The organism is Streptococcus mitis, from assembly GCF_003942995.1.
GTDB classification, from domain to species: domain Bacteria; phylum Bacillota; class Bacilli; order Lactobacillales; family Streptococcaceae; genus Streptococcus; species Streptococcus mitis_CV.
Genome location: NZ_RJOH01000004.1, coordinates 90326 through 106512 on the forward strand (window position 1 = coordinate 90326; position 16187 = coordinate 106512).

The 16187-nt window shown below is 40.4% G+C and carries 18 protein-coding genes; all 18 read left to right on the forward strand.

Annotated elements, in window-relative coordinates:
* The first annotated feature begins 87 nt into the window (after positions 1-87).
* The 18 genes from D8836_RS04085 (at position 88) to D8836_RS04180 (ending at position 16113) form a co-directional block, all read left to right on the forward strand.
* The gene (locus D8836_RS04085; RefSeq protein ID WP_125393230.1) at positions 88-579 is read left to right on the forward strand and encodes a hypothetical protein; all 492 of its coding nucleotides are present in this window, start codon (positions 88-90) and stop codon (positions 577-579) included.
* 192 nt (positions 580-771) lie between these two features.
* Positions 772-1377: a nitroreductase family protein gene (locus D8836_RS04090; RefSeq protein ID WP_000670165.1), complete on the forward strand. Its 606-nt coding sequence runs from the start codon at positions 772-774 to the stop codon at positions 1375-1377.
* A 13-nt stretch (positions 1378-1390) separates the two neighbouring features.
* Positions 1391-2791, forward strand: a complete 1401-nt coding sequence (gene pepV / locus D8836_RS04095) for a dipeptidase PepV (RefSeq protein WP_125393231.1) — start codon at positions 1391-1393, stop codon at positions 2789-2791.
* Positions 2792-2844: 53 nt separating this feature from the next.
* Complete coding sequence (locus D8836_RS04100) at positions 2845-3435, forward strand: uracil-DNA glycosylase family protein (protein ID WP_125393232.1); 591 nt, start codon at positions 2845-2847, stop codon at positions 3433-3435.
* The gene (locus tag D8836_RS04105) at positions 3432-3719 is read left to right on the forward strand and encodes a rhodanese-like domain-containing protein (protein WP_125393233.1); all 288 of its coding nucleotides are present in this window, start codon (positions 3432-3434) and stop codon (positions 3717-3719) included. Before D8836_RS04100 ends, D8836_RS04105 begins: the two co-directional genes overlap by 4 nt.
* A 275-nt stretch (positions 3720-3994) precedes the next feature.
* On the forward strand, positions 3995-5320 hold the full coding sequence (brnQ, locus tag D8836_RS04110; RefSeq protein WP_185761594.1) for a branched-chain amino acid transport system II carrier protein: 1326 nt from the start codon (positions 3995-3997) through the stop codon (positions 5318-5320).
* Between the two features lie 97 nt (positions 5321-5417).
* Complete coding sequence (locus D8836_RS04115) at positions 5418-6455, forward strand: M42 family metallopeptidase (protein ID WP_125393235.1); 1038 nt, start codon at positions 5418-5420, stop codon at positions 6453-6455.
* Between the two features lies 1 nt (position 6456).
* Complete coding sequence (locus tag D8836_RS04120; RefSeq protein ID WP_125393236.1) at positions 6457-6927, forward strand: HIT family protein; 471 nt, start codon at positions 6457-6459, stop codon at positions 6925-6927.
* A gap of 2 nt (positions 6928-6929) precedes the next feature.
* Positions 6930-7646, forward strand: coding sequence for an LD-carboxypeptidase LdcB/DacB (gene ldcB, locus D8836_RS04125; RefSeq protein WP_125393237.1), 717 nt, complete (start codon positions 6930-6932; stop codon positions 7644-7646).
* Positions 7647-7874: 228 nt separating this feature from the next.
* Positions 7875-8300, forward strand: coding sequence for a 50S ribosomal protein L11 (gene rplK / locus D8836_RS04135; protein WP_001085807.1), 426 nt, complete (start codon positions 7875-7877; stop codon positions 8298-8300).
* 207 nt (positions 8301-8507) lie between these two features.
* Positions 8508-9197, forward strand: coding sequence for a 50S ribosomal protein L1 (rplA, locus tag D8836_RS04140; protein ID WP_001085675.1), 690 nt, complete (start codon positions 8508-8510; stop codon positions 9195-9197).
* Positions 9198-9684: 487 nt separating this feature from the next.
* Entirely contained in the window at positions 9685-10443 is a 759-nt protein-coding gene (locus D8836_RS04145) for a class I SAM-dependent methyltransferase (protein WP_125393238.1), read from the forward strand.
* Positions 10444-10528: 85 nt separating this feature from the next.
* Complete coding sequence (locus tag D8836_RS04150; RefSeq protein WP_001049318.1) at positions 10529-11041, forward strand: adenine phosphoribosyltransferase; 513 nt, start codon at positions 10529-10531, stop codon at positions 11039-11041.
* 287 nt (positions 11042-11328) lie between these two features.
* Positions 11329-12273 (forward strand): homoserine O-acetyltransferase MetA, encoded by a 945-nt coding sequence (gene metA / locus D8836_RS04160; protein WP_001122715.1) that lies wholly within the window; start codon positions 11329-11331, stop codon positions 12271-12273.
* An 8-nt stretch (positions 12274-12281) separates the two neighbouring features.
* The gene (locus tag D8836_RS04165) at positions 12282-12959 is read left to right on the forward strand and encodes a DnaD domain-containing protein (RefSeq protein ID WP_125393240.1); all 678 of its coding nucleotides are present in this window, start codon (positions 12282-12284) and stop codon (positions 12957-12959) included.
* A gap of 97 nt (positions 12960-13056) precedes the next feature.
* Positions 13057-13815, forward strand: a complete 759-nt coding sequence (tpiA, locus tag D8836_RS04170) for a triose-phosphate isomerase (protein ID WP_000087893.1) — start codon at positions 13057-13059, stop codon at positions 13813-13815.
* 33 nt (positions 13816-13848) lie between these two features.
* On the forward strand, positions 13849-15363 hold the full coding sequence (gene lytC / locus D8836_RS04175) for a choline binding-anchored murein hydrolase LytC (RefSeq protein WP_125393241.1): 1515 nt from the start codon (positions 13849-13851) through the stop codon (positions 15361-15363).
* A 231-nt stretch (positions 15364-15594) separates the two neighbouring features.
* The gene (locus D8836_RS04180) at positions 15595-16113 is read left to right on the forward strand and encodes a Dps family protein (protein ID WP_000229886.1); all 519 of its coding nucleotides are present in this window, start codon (positions 15595-15597) and stop codon (positions 16111-16113) included.
* Positions 16114-16187 lie beyond the last annotated feature (74 nt).

A 16187-nucleotide genomic window follows, 5' to 3' on the forward strand; every position in this document is an offset into this window, starting at 1 on the left:
TAGATTCAATAATTCAGTGAAAATTTGACAATAAAATTATTTTATTTTAAAATATAGGCATCATAAAACTATTTAAAGGATATAGTCATGAAAAAACTTCTTACTGTGGGCCTTGTGCTCTTATCAGTTGCAACTTTAGCAGCTTGTGGAAATAAATCTTCTGATTCTGCAAGTAAAGCTTCAAGCTCGACTGAACAAACATCAGCTTCCTCAAAAACAGATAACTCAAAGACAAACACATCTGAAGTTACTCTTCCAACAGATGAAGAAATCGACAACGCTAAAACAGTTGGAGATGTGAAAACTCTTTTTGATAAGTTGATTGACAACTATAAGAAATATATTGAAGAAAACGGTGCTAAAGTTCCTGAGGCTGTTTATAAACAACAAGTAGAGCCTGTTCTTAAGTCACTAGAGACTTCAAGAAAAGTAGCGAACGATGGCTTGTCAAGCGTAGGTTCTGACGATACAGAAATGCCAGAAGAATTACGTACTGCCTATCTTCAATATATGAAGCCTGCACGTGATGCTGTGAAACAAGCGATTGAGTCTGCAAGTAAAATTGTATCAGCGCAATAATAGGAGTAAAGTAGGCGACTAATCGTCTACTTTTTATGTGCAAAAAAATTTATTATAGCTAGTAACTAAATCGAAAAGCTTGTAATTCCTGGTTAAAAGATGAGATAAAGACCTCTACTTATGAAAAATCTCTGCAAGCTCTTTCAAATTATGGTAGAATGGAAGCAGTAGAATTAGAAAAGGAAATCGATTATGAAATTTCTTGAATTAAATAAAAAACGTCATGCGACTAAGCATTTCACTGATAAACCAGTTGATCCAAAAGATGTGCGTACTGCTATCGAAATTGCAACCTTGGCTCCAAGCGCCCACAACAGCCAGCCTTGGAAATTTGTGGTGGTTCGTGAGAAAAATGCCGAACTAGCAAAATTGGCTTACGGTTCAAACTTTGAACAGGTATCATCAGCGCCTGTAACTATTGCCTTGTTTACAGACACAGATTTGGCTAAACGTGCTCGTAAAATTGCCCGAGTTGGTGGTGCTAATAACTTTTCTGAAGAGCAACTTCAATACTTCATGAAAAATTTGCCAGCTGAATTTGCACGCTACAATGAACAACAGGTCAGTGACTACCTAGCCCTCAATGCAGGTTTGGTTGCTATGAACTTGGTTCTTGCATTGACAGACCAAGGAATTGGATCAAATCTGATTCTTGGATTTGATAAATCAAAAGTTAATGAAGTTTTGGACGTCGAAGACCGTTTCCGCCCAGAACTTTTGATTACAGTAGGTTACACAGACGAAAAATTGGAACCAAGCTACCGCTTGCCAGTAGATGAAATCATCGAGAAAAGATAGAAAGAAGAAAAAAATGACAGCAATTGATTTTACAGCAGAAGTAGAAAAACGCAAAGAAGCCCTCTTGGCTGACTTATTTAGCCTTTTGGAAATCAACTCAGAACGTGATGACAGCAAGGCTGATGCTGAGCATCCATTTGGACCTGGTCCAGTAAAAGCCTTGGAAAAATTCCTTGAAATTGCAGACCGTGATGGCTATCCAACTAAGAATGTCGACAATTATGCAGGACATTTTGAGTTTGGTGAAGGAGAAGAAGTTCTCGGAATCTTTGCCCACATGGACGTGGTGCCAGCTGGTAGCGGTTGGGACACAGATCCTTACACACCAACTATCAAAGACGGTCGCCTTTATGCGCGTGGGGCTTCAGACGACAAGGGTCCTACAACAGCTTGTTACTATGGTTTGAAAATCATCAAAGAATTGGGACTTCCAACTTCTAAGAAAGTCCGCTTCATCGTCGGAACAGACGAAGAATCAGGCTGGGCAGACATGGACTACTACTTCGAGCATGTAGGACTTGCAAAACCAGACTTCGGTTTCTCTCCAGATGCTGAGTTCCCTATCATCAATGGTGAAAAAGGAAATATCACGGAATACCTCCACTTTGCAGGTGAAAATGCAGGTGTTGCCCGTCTTCACAGCTTCACAGGTGGTTTGCGTGAAAACATGGTTCCTGAATCAGCAACAGCAGTTGTTTCAGGTGACTTAGCTGACTTGCAAAGTAAACTAGATACTTTTGTTGCAGAACACAAACTCAGAGGAGAAATTCAAGAAGAAGCTGGTCAATACAAGGTGACGATCATTGGTAAATCAGCCCATGGTGCTATGCCTGCTTCAGGTGTCAATGGTGCGACTTACCTGGCCCTCTTCCTTAGTCAGTTTGACTTTGCTGGTCCAGCCAAAGACTACCTTGACATCGCTGGTAAAATTCTCTTGAACGACCATGAGGGTGAAAATCTCAAGATTGCTCATGTGGATGAAAAGATGGGTGCTCTTTCTATGAATGCCGGCGTCTTCCGCTTCGATGAAACAAGTGCTGACAATACCATTGCCCTTAACATCCGCTATCCAAAAGGAACAAGTCCAGAACAAATCAAGTCAATCCTTGAAAACTTGCCAGTTGCTTCTGTTAGCCTTTCTGAGCACGGTCACACCCCTCACTATGTGCCAATGGAAGATCCACTTGTGCAAACCTTGTTGAATGTTTATGAAAAACAAACAGGCCTTAAAGGTCACGAGCAAGTCATCGGTGGTGGAACCTTTGGTCGCTTGCTAGAACGAGGTGTTGCCTATGGTGCCATGTTCCCAGACTCAATTGACACCATGCACCAAGCCAATGAATTTATCGCCTTGGATGATCTCTTCCGAGCAGCAGCAATCTATGCCGAAGCTATTTACGAATTGATCAAATAAAACGATAGAAGTCTGAGATTGTATGCTTAGACTTCTTTTTGGAGGGAAAGTAGATGTCTCAAATTGAAAGAATCAAGCAGGCTATTATGTCAGATCCACAGAATGCCAGCTATACAGAGCGTGGCATTGAGCCTCTCTTTGCAGCGCCAAAGACTGCTCGCATCAATATCATCGGTCAGGCACCTGGACTTAAAACCCAAGAAGCAGGCCTTTACTGGAAAGATAAGAGTGGTGACCGCCTGCGGGACTGGCTAGGTGTGGATGAAGATACCTTTTACAATTCAGGTTATTTTGCTGTTCTACCTATGGATTTTTACTTTCCAGGGCATGGCAAGTCAGGTGATCTGCCACCGAGAACTGGCTTTGCAGAAAAATGGCATCCACAGCTCTTGCAAGAATTACCAGATATTCAATTGACCCTCTTGATTGGCCAATATGCCCAGGCCTACTATTTAAAGGAGAAAATCAGTGGCAAGGTGACAGAACGGGTCAAACATTACCAGAACTACTTGCCAACCTATTTTCCACTAGTTCACCCCTCACCGCGAAATCAAATCTGGATGGCTAAAAATCCTTGGTTTGAGTCAGAAGTGGTGCCGGATTTGAAAAAAAGAATTAAAACTATTTTAGGAGAAAAAGAATGAAAGAAATTTCCTTTGACGCATTTTACCAGCTTTACCAAAATGAGCAACTTTCTTTAGTGGACGTGAGAGAAGTGGATGAGTTTGAAGCTCTTCATTTAGAAGGTGCTCAGAATCTCCCTCTGAGTCAATTGGCTGATAGCTATAATCAGTTGGACAAGGACCAGTTACATTATGTTATTTGTAAATCTGGAATGAGATCGGCGCGCTCTTGCCAATTCTTATCAGAACAAGGTTATGAGGTTATCAATGTCCAAGGTGGCATGATGGCCTTTGAAGAACTTTAATACTCAATGAAAATCAAAGAGCAAACTAGGAAGCTAGCCGCAGGCTGTACTTGAGTACGGCAAGGTGAAGCTGACGTGGTTTGAAGAGATTTTCGAAGAGTATAAACATTAGAATTTTCTCCTACTTGGTGTGGACTGGGTAGGAGAATTTATTTTTAGACAATTCTCATTTTTAAGAATCTTGAAAACATTCAATATTTACTTCGTGAAGCTTTTTTCATACTCCTATTCATGATATACTAGGTCAGTATTTTATAAATATGAAGGAGATTTTCATGGCTAAAAAAGGTGCCCTAACAGGTTTACTCCTGTTTGGAATATTTTTTGGTGCGGGGAACTTGATTTTTCCGCCTTCTCTAGGTGCTCTATCTGGAGAACATTTTCTTCCTGCCATCGCAGGTTTTGTCTTTTCAGGCGTTGGTATCGCCGTCTTGACTCTTATTATTGGAACGCTAAATCCTAAAGGATATATCTATGAGATTTCAACAAAGATAGCGCCTTGGTTTGCGACTCTTTACCTCTCAGTTCTTTATTTGTCAATCGGTCCATTCTTTGCTATCCCACGTACAGCTACAACAGCTTACGAAGTAGGGATTAGCCCTCTTTTGTCGGATGCAAATAAAGGTCTTGGTTTGATTGTCTTTACGGTTCTTTATTTTGTGGCAGCCTATTTGATTTCGCTTAATCCATCAAAAATCTTGGACCGTATCGGCCGTATTTTAACGCCAGTCTTTGCGATTTTGATTGTTATCTTGGTTGTTCTGGGAGCTTTCAAATACGGTGGAACAAGTCCTCAAGCTGCTTCAGCTGCTTATCAAGCTTCTGCTTTTGGTACAGGATTCTTAGAAGGTTATAATACTTTGGACGCCCTTGCCTCAGTTGCCTTTAGTGTGATTGCAGTTCAAACCTTGAAACAACTTGGTTTCTCAAGTAAGAAAGAATACATTTCAACTATTTGGGTGGTTGGTATCGTTGTTGCCCTTGCCTTCAGCGCTCTTTATATCGGTTTAGGTTTCCTTGGAAATCATTTCCCGGTACCAGCTGAGGCTATGAAGGGTGGAACACCAGGTGTTTACATCTTGTCACAAGCCACTCAAGAAATTTTTGGCTCAACAGCTCAACTCTTCCTGGCAGCTATGGTTACCGTAACCTGCTTCACAACAACTGTTGGTTTGATTGTGTCAACAGCTGAGTTCTTTAATGAACGCTTCCCGCAAATCAGCTACAAGGTTTATGCGACAGCCTTTACTTTGATTGGATTTGCCATTGCCAATTTGGGTCTTGATGCGATTATCAAGTACTCAATCCCAGTACTGGTTATCTTGTACCCAATCACGATTGCTATCGTTATGATTGTCATTGTCAACAAATTTGTAGCTCTTTCAAAACAAGGTATGCAGTTGACAATTGCTGTTGTTACAGCTATTGCCATTGCAAGCGTATTAGGAAGCTCATTTAAAGTTGAGTTTCTTGCAAATCTTGTCAATGCTCTTCCTTTTGCCAAGGCATCTCTCCCATGGTTGGTACCAGCCGTTGTCGGAATCTTGCTCTCATTGATTCTACCAAACAAGCAAGAAAGCGATGTTTTTGAAATGGAATAATCATTAAAATCACTTTTGTAGCCAAGTCTACAGGAGTGATTTTCTTTTTTTATCCGATGATAAATGTGTTATAATAGGTAGCAAAAGAGGTGAAGAAATGAATCAAACAGTAGAATATATCAAAGAACTAACAGCCATCGCATCGCCAACAGGCTTCACTCGTGAGATTTCGGACTATTTAGTCAAGACTCTAGAAGGTTTTGGGTATCAGCCAGTTCGTACAGCCAAGGGCGGTGTCAATGTGACCATTAAAGGTCAAAATGATGAACAACACCGCTATGTGACTGCCCATGTAGATACGCTGGGGGCCATTGTCCGTGCTGTCAAACCAGACGGCCGTCTTAAATTGGATCGTATCGGTGGTTTCCCTTGGAACATGATCGAAGGAGAAAACTGTATCGTTCATGTGGCTAGCACAGGTGAAAAAGTATCAGGCACCATCCTCATCCACCAAACTTCTTGCCATGTCTACAAGGATGCAGGAACTGCAGAACGCACGCAGGACAATATGGAAGTGCGTTTGGACGCCAAAGTAACCAATGAAAAAGAAACTCGTGCCTTGGGGATTGAGGTCGGTGATTTTATTAGCTTTGATCCACGAACCGTCGTGACAGAGACAGGTTTTATCAAGTCTCGTCATTTGGATGACAAGGTCAGCGCAGCGATTTTGCTTAACCTGCTTCGTGTTTATAAGGAAGAGAAGATTGAATTACCCGTAACAACTCATTTTGCTTTTTCAGTCTTTGAAGAAGTGGGACATGGGGCTAATTCTAATATTCCTGCTCAGGTAGTAGAATATCTGGCTGTGGATATGGGAGCTATGGGAGATGACCAGCAAACAGACGAATATACAGTGTCTATCTGTGTCAAGGATGCCTCTGGACCTTATCACTATGACTTCCGTCAACATTTGGTTGCTTTGGCGAAAGAGCAAGATATTCCATTTAAGCTGGATATCTATCCGTTTTATGGTTCAGACGCTTCAGCGGCTATGTCTGCAGGTGCAGAAGTCAAACATGCCCTTCTCGGTGCTGGTATAGAGTCTAGTCATTCTTATGAGCGTACTCATATTGATTCGGTGGTCGCAACAGAACGAATGGTTGATGCTTATCTTAAGAGCGCGTTGGTAGACTAATATTTGCCTTATTTGCCAGAGAATTGAGCTCATCAAGAAGGGAGAAAATCCCTATTTTGTCAAAGAGTTGGAAACAGGCTATCTTGTGATTGGAGACCACCAGTATTTTGCAGGTTATAGTCTCTTTCTAGCCAAGGAACATGTCACCGAATTGCACCATTTGAAAAAGGAGACAAGACTCCGTTTTCTAGAAGAAATGAGTGTGGTCCAAGAGGCGGTTGCTAAGGCCTTTGCTGCTGAGAAAATGAATATCGAACTGCTAGGAAATGGCGATGCCCATCTTCATTGGCATCTGTTTCCTAGACGAACAGGTGACATGAATGGTCACGGTCTCAAGGGGCGTGGGCCAGTCTGGTGGGTTCCTTTTGAAGAAATGACAGCAGAAACCTGCCAAGCAAAACCGGATGAGATTAAACAATTAGTCGAACGTCTATCGTCAGAAGTAGATAACCTATTAGAAATAAAGGAGTAGAGATGAAAAAAAGATACCTTATCTTGACAGCTTTGCTAGCCATGAGTCTAGCAGCTTGTTCACAAGAAAAAGCAAAAAATGAAGATGGCTCAGCTAAGACAGAGCAAACTGCTAAAGCTGATGGAACAGTTGGCAGTAAGTCTAAAGGAGCTGCCCAGAAAAAAGCAGAAGTGGTTAACAAAGGAGACTACTACAGCATCCAAGGGAAATACGATGAAATCATCGTAGCCAATAAACACTATCCATTGTCTAAAGACTACAATCCAGGGGAAAATCCGACAGCCAAGGCAGAATTGCTCAAACTCATCAAAGCAATGCAAGAGGCAGGTTTCCCTATTAGCGATCATTACAGTGGTTTTAGAAGTTATGAAACTCAGACTAAGCTCTATCAAGATTATGTCAACCAAGATGGGAAGGCAGCAGCCGATCGTTATTCTGCTCGGCCTGGCTATAGCGAGCACCAAACTGGCTTGGCCTTTGATGTTATTGGGACTGATGGTGATTTAGTAACAGAAGAAAAAGCAGCCCAATGGCTCTTGGACCATGCAGCTGATTATGGCTTTGTTGTCCGTTATCTCAAAGGTAAAGAAAAAGAAACGGGATATATGGCTGAGGAATGGCACCTTCGTTATGTCGGAAAAGAAGCCAAAGAAATTGCAGAGAGTGGTCTCAGTTTGGAAGAATACTATGGCTTTGAAGGCGGAGATTACGTCGATTAATACTCTTCGAAAATCAAATTCAAACCACGTCAGCGTCGCCTTACCGTACTCAAGTACAGCCTGCGGCTAGCTTCCTAGTTTGCTCTTTGATTTTCATTGAGTATAAAAAATAAACTTTTCTCTTGCAATTATAGATAAATAGTGTATAATAGATGAGTATGTGTAAAGCATACTTGTGGGAGGTAAAAATCTCTAATTACCGCCAAAACCACAAAGGAGGATTTAAAAATGGCTAAAAAAGTCGAAAAACTTGTAAAATTGCAAATCCCTGCTGGTAAAGCTACACCAGCTCCACCGGTTGGACCTGCTCTTGGTCAAGCTGGTATCAACATCATGGGATTCACAAAAGAGTTCAACGCTCGTACAGCTGACCAAGCTGGTATGATCATTCCAGTTGTTATCTCAGTTTACGAAGATAAATCATTTACTTTCATCACTAAAACACCACCAGCTGCTGTTCTTTTGAAAAAAGCTGCAGGTGTTGAAAAAGGATCAGGTACACCTAACAAAACTAAAGTTGCTACAGTTACTCGTGCACAAGTACAAGAAATTGCAGAAACTAAGATGCCAGATTTGAACGCAGCAAACGTAGAGTCTGCAATGCGTATGATCGAAGGTACTGCTCGTTCTATGGGATTCACTGTTGTTGACTAATCAATAACACAGTAGAAAATCTCACAGCAGTCTATTAGTTACTTTTCATACTAGGCAAGTGACTGAAGCTTGTACTTGGGTACAGCAAGGGAGCTTAACGAAGTAGGAAAAGAAAAATAATAGACTGAAAACCCGCAAGACTTCATCATTTCGAGGAGTGACGTGGGAGATGAAAATCGATTGAACCACTTACAAGGAGAATAGAAAATGGCTAAAAAAAGCAAACAACTTCGTGCTGCTCTTGAGAAAATCGACAGCACAAAAGCATACAGCGTAGAAGAAGCTGTAGCACTTGCAAAAGAAACTAACTTTGCAAAATTTGACGCAACTGTAGAAGTTGCTTACAACTTGAACATCGACGTTAAAAAAGCTGACCAACAAATCCGTGGAGCAATGGTATTGCCAAACGGTACTGGTAAAACTTCACGCGTTCTTGTTTTCGCACGTGGTGCAAAAGCTGAAGAAGCAAAAGCTGCTGGTGCAGACTTTGTTGGTGAAGATGACCTTGTTGCTAAAATCAACGACGGTTGGTTGGACTTCGACGTAGTTATCGCTACACCTGACATGATGGCTCTTGTTGGACGTCTTGGACGTGTCCTTGGACCACGTAACTTGATGCCAAACCCTAAAACTGGTACTGTAACTATGGATGTTGCTAAAGCAGTTGAAGAGTCTAAAGGTGGTAAAATCACTTACCGTGCTGACCGTGCAGGTAACGTTCAAGCAATCATCGGTAAAGTATCATTTGAAGCTGAAAAATTGGTTGAAAACTTCAAAGCTTTCAACGAAACAATCCAAAAAGCAAAACCAGCTACAGCTAAAGGAACTTACGTAACAAACTTGACTATCACAACTACTCAAGGTGTTGGTATCAAAGTTGACGTAAACTCACTTTAATCAGTAGTTTATATCAGAGGACGAGTACGAAAGTGCTCGTTTTTTTAGGTACGACGGGCATTCCGTTCATCTGATGTGTAAGTCCTCTGTGGGTACCATATACTAGTAAACCCAAAAGTAATTCCCCAGCCTGACTATTGTGAGTAGCTGATCGAACGGCATTAGGATAGACTGTTTAAGTCTGACGCTGGAAATAAGAATCGGCAGAGAAAGAGATAGAGAAATCTTGGCTATACGAATAGGCACGTGATAGTAAAGCGTATATAGCGGATAAGGAGGCCGGCAACTCTAAAGTACAAGTAAGTAGTTGTAACCTATATGCGTAAACTACGTGAGCAATTAAATTCGAACTAGATAGGTGATTAATAGATTTATTCTATAGTCATGGCAGCTTGTATGCTTTTGATTCTAGTTTATCAAATAATAGATTAGAATTGTCAGATAATATCATTTTATGTTATAATGAAGAAAAAACAGAGGTGTTCAAATGTCAGAAGCAGGTCATAAGTTTTTAGCAAAATTGGGGAAAAAACGCTTACGTCCAGGTGGAAAACGTGCCACAGATTGGTTAATTGCAGAAGGAGGATTTTCAAAAGAAAAGAGAATACTAGAGGTTGCGTGTAATAGGGGAACTACAGCAATTGAGTTGGCACAGCGTTTTGGTTGTAAGATAACTGCTGTTGATATGGATGCTCAAGCTTTAGAAGTGGCTAAAAAATCTGCTGAAACGGCAGGTGTTGGTCATTTGATCAGGTTTGAAAGAGCAAATGCAATGAAACTTCCTTATGAAGATGCTAGTTTTGATATTGTTATAAACGAAGCTATGCTGACTATGCAAGCCGATCAAGCTAAGAAAAAATGTGTAAAGGAGTATCTAAGGGTTTTAAAACCTGAAGGTCTTCTCTTGACACATGATGTGCTTCTTAAGGAAGCTAAAGAGTCTGTCAGACAGGAACTGTCACAAGCAATTCATGTAAATGTAGGTCCTTTAACTCAAGATGGTTGGGAAGAGGTGATGATAGAATCAGGTTATTGTGATGTGAAAGTATTGACTGGTGAAATGACATTAATGAAATTATCGGGTATGATTTATGACGAAGGTTGGCTAGGAACCTTGAAAATTTGTGTAAATGCTTGTAAAAAGGAGAATAGAAAGCAGTTTTTAACTATGTATAAAATGTTTAATAAGAATAAAAAGAACTTGGGCTTTATTGCTATGGCTAGTCATAAATCGTCAAATCGTTAGATAATCATTGAAGTTAACTTTTCCTTTTTTCTTTCTTAAAAAATATGCTATAATAGAGAGTAAAAACTTTGAAAGAAAGAAAAAGATGAATTTAAAAGATTACATTGCAACAATTGAAAATTATCCTAAGGAAGGAATTACCTTCCGTGATATCAGTCCTTTGATGGCTGATGGGAATGCTTATAGCTACGCTGTTCGTGAAATTGTTCAGTATGCCACTGACAAGAAAATAGACATGATTGTAGGTCCTGAGGCTCGTGGTTTTATCGTGGGCTGTCCAGTTGCCTTTGAGTTAGGAATTGGTTTCGCGCCTGTTCGTAAGCCAGGTAAATTGCCACGCGAAGTCATTTCTGCTGACTATGAAAAAGAGTACGGTGTTGATACCTTGACTATGCACGCGGATGCCATCAAGCCAGGTCAACGTGTTCTTATCGTAGATGATCTCTTGGCAACAGGTGGAACTGTTAAGGCAACTATCGAGATGATTGAAAAACTTGGTGGTGTTGTAGCAGGTTGTGCCTTCCTTGTTGAATTGGATGAATTGAACGGTCGTGAAAAAATCGGTGACTACGATTACAAAGTTCTTATGCATTATTAATGAAAAACAGTCCCTAGGGCTGTTTTCTCTACATTAGGATATAAAAATAGACTATAGCTAGTTAGAGAAAAAGTATAATTGAAAACTATATCTTCTTGCAGTATAATAAAAGGACTAAGTGTTTGAGATTTAGTTTCATACTCAATGAAAATCAAAGAGCAAACTAGGAAACTAGCCGCAGGCTGTACTTGAGTACGGCAAGGCAACGTTGACGCGGTTTGAATTTGATTTTCGAAGAGTTTCAAACATATGCAATGATTCCTGAAAAGTACAGTTAGGAGAGGGTTATGCCGATTCGAATTGATAAAAAATTGCCAGCTGTTGAGATTTTACGGACAGAGAATATCTTTGTCATGGATGATCAACGTGCTGCCCACCAAGATATCCGTCCTTTGAAGATTTTAATTTTAAATCTCATGCCACAGAAAATGGTCACAGAAACCCAGTTGTTACGCCATTTGGCCAATACACCCCTGCAACTGGATATTGATTTTCTCTATATGGAAAGTCACCGTTCTAAGACAACTCGTTCAGAGCACATGGAGACCTTCTATAAAACTTTTCCTGAAGTCAAGGATGAGTATTTTGATGGGATGATAATCACGGGTGCTCCAGTTGAGCATTTACCATTTGAGGAAGTGGACTATTGGGAGGAATTCAGCCAGGTAATCGAGTGGTCCAAGACCCATGTCTATTCGACCCTTCATATCTGCTGGGGTGCTCAGGCTGGTCTTTATCTGCGTTATGGGGTGGAAAAATACCAGATGGACAATAAATTATCAGGTATCTATCCTCAGGATACTTTAAAAGAAGGACACCTTCTCTTTAGAGGCTTTGACGATAGCTACGTTTCCCCTCATTCTCGGCACACGGAGATTTCTAAGGAAGAGGTCTTAAACAAAACCAATCTCGAGATTTTATCAGAAGGGCCACAGGTTGGGGTTTCAATTTTGGCTAGTCGTGATTTGCGAGAAATTTATAGTTTTGGGCATTTGGAATATGACCGTGATACCTTGGCAAAAGAGTATTTTAGAGATCGTGACGCAGGTTTAGATCCACATATTCCAGAAAATTACTTTAAGGATGATGATGTCAACCAGACACCTTGTCTTTGTTGGTCTTCATCAGCAGCCCTCTTTTTCAGTAACTGGGTGAATTATGCGGTGTATCAGGAGACGCCTTTTGACTGGAGAAAAATAGAAGATGATGCATCTGCATTTGGGTATTTATAAGAGGAATTATGACATATTTAGACGCTTTTAAATCAGGGAACTTGGTTTTACCGAGTGCCCTGCTCTTGCATTTTAAGGAACTCTTTCCTTCCAGCGACGATTTTCTGGTCTGGCAATTTTTCTATTTGCAAAATACGACAGGCTTAGAAGAAATGTCGCCAAGCCAGATTGCTGAAAGGATTGGTAAGGAAATTTCGGATGTCAATCAGGCCATTTCCAATCTGACGGAGAGGGGACTGCTTCAGTATCGTACTATCGAATTAAATGGCGAAATCGAATTGCTTTTTGATGCTAGTTTGGCATTGGAACGTTTGGATGACTTGCTTGGAGTTGCTCATTCGAATTCAGATCAGTTGACACCTCAAAACCAGCTCAAGGATTTGGTAGAAATCTTCCAGCAGGAATTAGGACGTTTGTTGACACCTTTTGAAATTGAAGATTTGACCAAGACACTAAAAGAAGATGGGACCAGTGCTGACTTGATTAAGGAAGCTCTTCGTGAAGCTGTTTTGAATGGAAAAGCAAATTGGAAGTACATTCAGGCCATTTTGAGAAATTGGCGCCATGAAGGAATCAAGAGTGTGGCTCAAATTGAGGCTAAGCGGGCAGAGAGAGAAGTCAGCAATCCTCAGTTGACACAGGTATCTGCAGATTTCAGAAATGCCATGGATCTCTGGAAGGATTAATCCATGTAAGCAGGATTGAAATCCGAGTAAGATTTGCAAGCTGTGTCTAATTGTGATAAAATAAATAGAAAATAAATTGAAAAAAGAGGTATGTGAAATGTCACGTAAACCATTTATCGCTGGTAACTGGAAAATGAACAAAAATCCAGAAGAAGCTAAAGCATTCGTTGAAGCAGTTGCATCAAAACTTCCTTCATCAGATCTTGTTGAAGCAGGTATCGCAGCTCCAGCTCTTGATTTGACAACGGTTCTTGCAGCTGCAAAAGGTTCAAACCTTAAAGTTGCTGCTCAAAACTGCTACTTTGAAAATGCAGGTGCTTTCACTGGTGAAACAAGCCCACAAGTTTTGAAAGAAATCGGTACTGACTACGTTGTTATCGGTCACTCAGAACGCCGTGACTACTTCCATGAAACTGACGAAGATATCAACAAAAAAGCAAAAGCAATCTTTGCAAACGGTATGCTTCCAATCATCTGTTGTGGTGAGTCACTTGAAACTTACGAAGCTGGTAAAGCTGCTGAATTCGTAGGTGCTCAAGTATCTGCTGCATTGGCTGGATTGACTGCTGAACAAGTTGCTGCATCAGTTATCGCTTACGAACCAATCTGGGCTATCGGTACTGGTAAATCAGCTTCACAAGACGATGCACAAAAAATGTGTAAAGTTGTTCGTGACGTTGTAGCTGCTGACTTCGGTCAAGAAGTTGCAGACAAAGTTCGTGTTCAATACGGTGGTTCTGTTAAACCTGAAAACGTTGCTTCATACATGGCTTGCCCAGACGTTGACGGTGCCCTTGTAGGTGGTGCGTCACTTGAAGCAGAAAGCTTCTTGGCTTTGCTTGACTTTGTAAAATAATCAGTAGCAAAAGCTAGGTGGAACAGCATTCAGATGTCTGTTCCATTTTTTATAGGAGAGGAAAGATTGAAAACAAAGATTGGAAAAATTGGATTAGCAAGTATCTGTTTGCTCGGCTTGGCAGTTAGTCATGTAGCTGCAAATGAAACTGAAGTAGCAAAAACTTCGCAGGATGCAACGACAGTTTCAAGTAGTTCAGAGCAAAATCAGTCTTCTAATAAAACTCAAACGAGCGCAGGAGTAAAGACCAATGCTTCTGCCCACTGGGATGGGGATTATTATGTAAAGGCTGATGGTTCCAAAGCAAAGAGTGAGTGGATTTTTGATAACTACTATAAGGCTTGGTTTTATATTAAGTCAGACGGTCGTTATGCTCAAAATGAGTGGCAGGACAATTACTACCTAAAATCAGGTGGTTATATGGCCAAAAATGAATGGGTTTATGATAACGCCTATAAGAATTGGTTTTACCTGAAATCCGATGGTTCTTATGCTAACCAGGAATGGCATTCTGTTGGAGGGAAATGGTACTATTTTAAGAAGTGGGGCTATATGGCTAAAAGTCAATGGCAGGGAAATTATTTCTTGAATGGTCAAGGTGCCATGATGCAAAATGAATGGCTTTATGATCCAGCCTATTCGTCTTACTTCTATCTCAAATCTGATGGCTCTTATGCTAATCAAGAGTGGCAAAAGGTAGACGGCAAGTGGTACTATTTCAAGAAGTGGGGTTACATGGCTCAAGATGAGTGGCATGGAAACTATTATTTGACAGGAAGTGGTGCTATGGCTACTGGTGAATTAGTCATGGATGATGCTCGCTATATTTTTTCTGACTCAGGTGAGTTAAAAGAAAAGAAAGACTTGAATGTTGGTTGGGTTTATCGAAATGGACACCGTTATTTCTTTAACCATCGTGAAGAACAGGTCGGAACTGACCGTGCTAAGAAGGTTATTGATGTCAGTGAGCATAATGGCCGCATTAGTGATTGGAAAAAGGTTATTCAGGAAAATGGGGTTGATGGCGTTATTGTTCGCTTGGGATATAGTGGTGTAGAAGATAAAGAATTAGCTTATAATATTCAAGAATTTAATCGACTAGGCATTCCTTATGGTGTTTATCTTTATACCTATGCAGAAAATGAAACAGATGCTGAGAATGATGCCAAACAGACTATTGAACTCTTGAAGAAATATAAGATGAACCTGTCTTATCCAATCTACTATGATGTTGAAAATTGGGAGTATTTAAATAAGACCAAGAAAGCTCCGACTGACACAGCTACTTGGGTTAAAATTATCAATAAGTATATGGAAACCATGAAGCATGCTGGTTACCAAAACGTGAAAGTTTATAGCTATCGTCAACTTTTGCAAACTCGTTTGAATCATCCAAATATTTTACAACATGTAAACTGGGTTGCAGCTTATACGGATGCGCTTGATTGGAATAATCCTCATTATTCAGGAGAAAAAGGATGGCAATATACTTCATCTGACTCTCTTAAAGGGATTCGAGGACGTGTGGATGTTAGCGTCTGGTATTAAGATGTAAAACTGAGAAAAGAGTGTACATTTGTATGCTCTTTTCTTTATTTTATCTCTGTTAAGAGAGATTGAAAGTGACTGGGTTTCATTCTAAAAAATTCTTAAATTATCAGTCTATTGCAACTTTTCTCATGTGAGTCATTTGGCTTGCTATTGGTTTTACTTAGTAGTATACTAAGGTAGTAATCATTAAGAAGTGGTTACAAAAAATAATAAACGAGGTAAAATAAAATGGTAGAATTGAAAAAAGAAGCAGTAAAAGACGTAACATCATTGACAAAAGTAGCGCCAGTAGCATTGGCAAAAACAAAGGAAGTATTGAACCAAGCTGTTGCTGATTTGTACGTAGCTCACGTTGCTTTGCACCAAGTACACTGGTATATGCGCGGTCGTGGTTTTCTTGTGTGGCATCCAAAAATGGATGAATACATGGACAGCCTTGATGGCTATCTTGACGAAATCAGCGAACGTTTGATTACACTTGGTGGCAGCCCATTCTCTACTTTGACAGAATTCCTTCAACATAGTGAAATCGAAGAAGAAGCTGGTGAATACCGTAATGTTGAAGAAAGCTTGGAACGTGTCCTAGATGTTTATCGTTATCTCATCACTCTGTTCCAAAAAGCTTTGGATGTTACTGATGAAGAAGGTGATGATGTGACAAACGATATCTTTGTTGGTGCTAAAGCTGAACTTGAGAAAACGGTTTGGATGCTTGCGGCAGAACTTGGACAAGCACCTGGTTTGTAAGAAATAGAATAATCATATAAAAATCTGTAGGATGCCTCTTACGGATTTTTTTCTATTCTGTAAGCTATTCCAAA

What these genes read in the sequence shown, in the direction of transcription:
- D8836_RS04085 (WP_125393230.1), top strand. Translation starts at nt 88, where the DNA reads ATGAAAAAACTTCTTACTGTGGGCCTTGTGCTCTTATCAGTTGCAACT.
- D8836_RS04090 (WP_000670165.1), top strand. Translation starts at nt 772, where the DNA reads ATGAAATTTCTTGAATTAAATAAAAAACGTCATGCGACTAAGCATTTC.
- pepV (WP_125393231.1), top strand. Translation starts at nt 1,391, where the DNA reads ATGACAGCAATTGATTTTACAGCAGAAGTAGAAAAACGCAAAGAAGCC.
- D8836_RS04100 (WP_125393232.1), top strand. Translation starts at nt 2,845, where the DNA reads ATGTCTCAAATTGAAAGAATCAAGCAGGCTATTATGTCAGATCCACAG.
- D8836_RS04105 (WP_125393233.1), top strand. Translation starts at nt 3,432, where the DNA reads ATGAAAGAAATTTCCTTTGACGCATTTTACCAGCTTTACCAAAATGAG.
- brnQ (WP_185761594.1), top strand. Translation starts at nt 3,995, where the DNA reads ATGGCTAAAAAAGGTGCCCTAACAGGTTTACTCCTGTTTGGAATATTT.
- D8836_RS04115 (WP_125393235.1), top strand. Translation starts at nt 5,418, where the DNA reads ATGAATCAAACAGTAGAATATATCAAAGAACTAACAGCCATCGCATCG.
- ldcB (WP_125393237.1), top strand. Translation starts at nt 6,930, where the DNA reads ATGAAAAAAAGATACCTTATCTTGACAGCTTTGCTAGCCATGAGTCTA.
- rplK (WP_001085807.1), top strand. Translation starts at nt 7,875, where the DNA reads ATGGCTAAAAAAGTCGAAAAACTTGTAAAATTGCAAATCCCTGCTGGT.
- rplA (WP_001085675.1), top strand. Translation starts at nt 8,508, where the DNA reads ATGGCTAAAAAAAGCAAACAACTTCGTGCTGCTCTTGAGAAAATCGAC.
- D8836_RS04145 (WP_125393238.1), top strand. Translation starts at nt 9,685, where the DNA reads ATGTCAGAAGCAGGTCATAAGTTTTTAGCAAAATTGGGGAAAAAACGC.
- D8836_RS04150 (WP_001049318.1), top strand. Translation starts at nt 10,529, where the DNA reads ATGAATTTAAAAGATTACATTGCAACAATTGAAAATTATCCTAAGGAA.
- metA (WP_001122715.1), top strand. Translation starts at nt 11,329, where the DNA reads ATGCCGATTCGAATTGATAAAAAATTGCCAGCTGTTGAGATTTTACGG.
- D8836_RS04165 (WP_125393240.1), top strand. Translation starts at nt 12,282, where the DNA reads ATGACATATTTAGACGCTTTTAAATCAGGGAACTTGGTTTTACCGAGT.
- tpiA (WP_000087893.1), top strand. Translation starts at nt 13,057, where the DNA reads ATGTCACGTAAACCATTTATCGCTGGTAACTGGAAAATGAACAAAAAT.
- lytC (WP_125393241.1), top strand. Translation starts at nt 13,849, where the DNA reads ATGTCTGTTCCATTTTTTATAGGAGAGGAAAGATTGAAAACAAAGATT.
- D8836_RS04180 (WP_000229886.1), top strand. Translation starts at nt 15,595, where the DNA reads ATGGTAGAATTGAAAAAAGAAGCAGTAAAAGACGTAACATCATTGACA.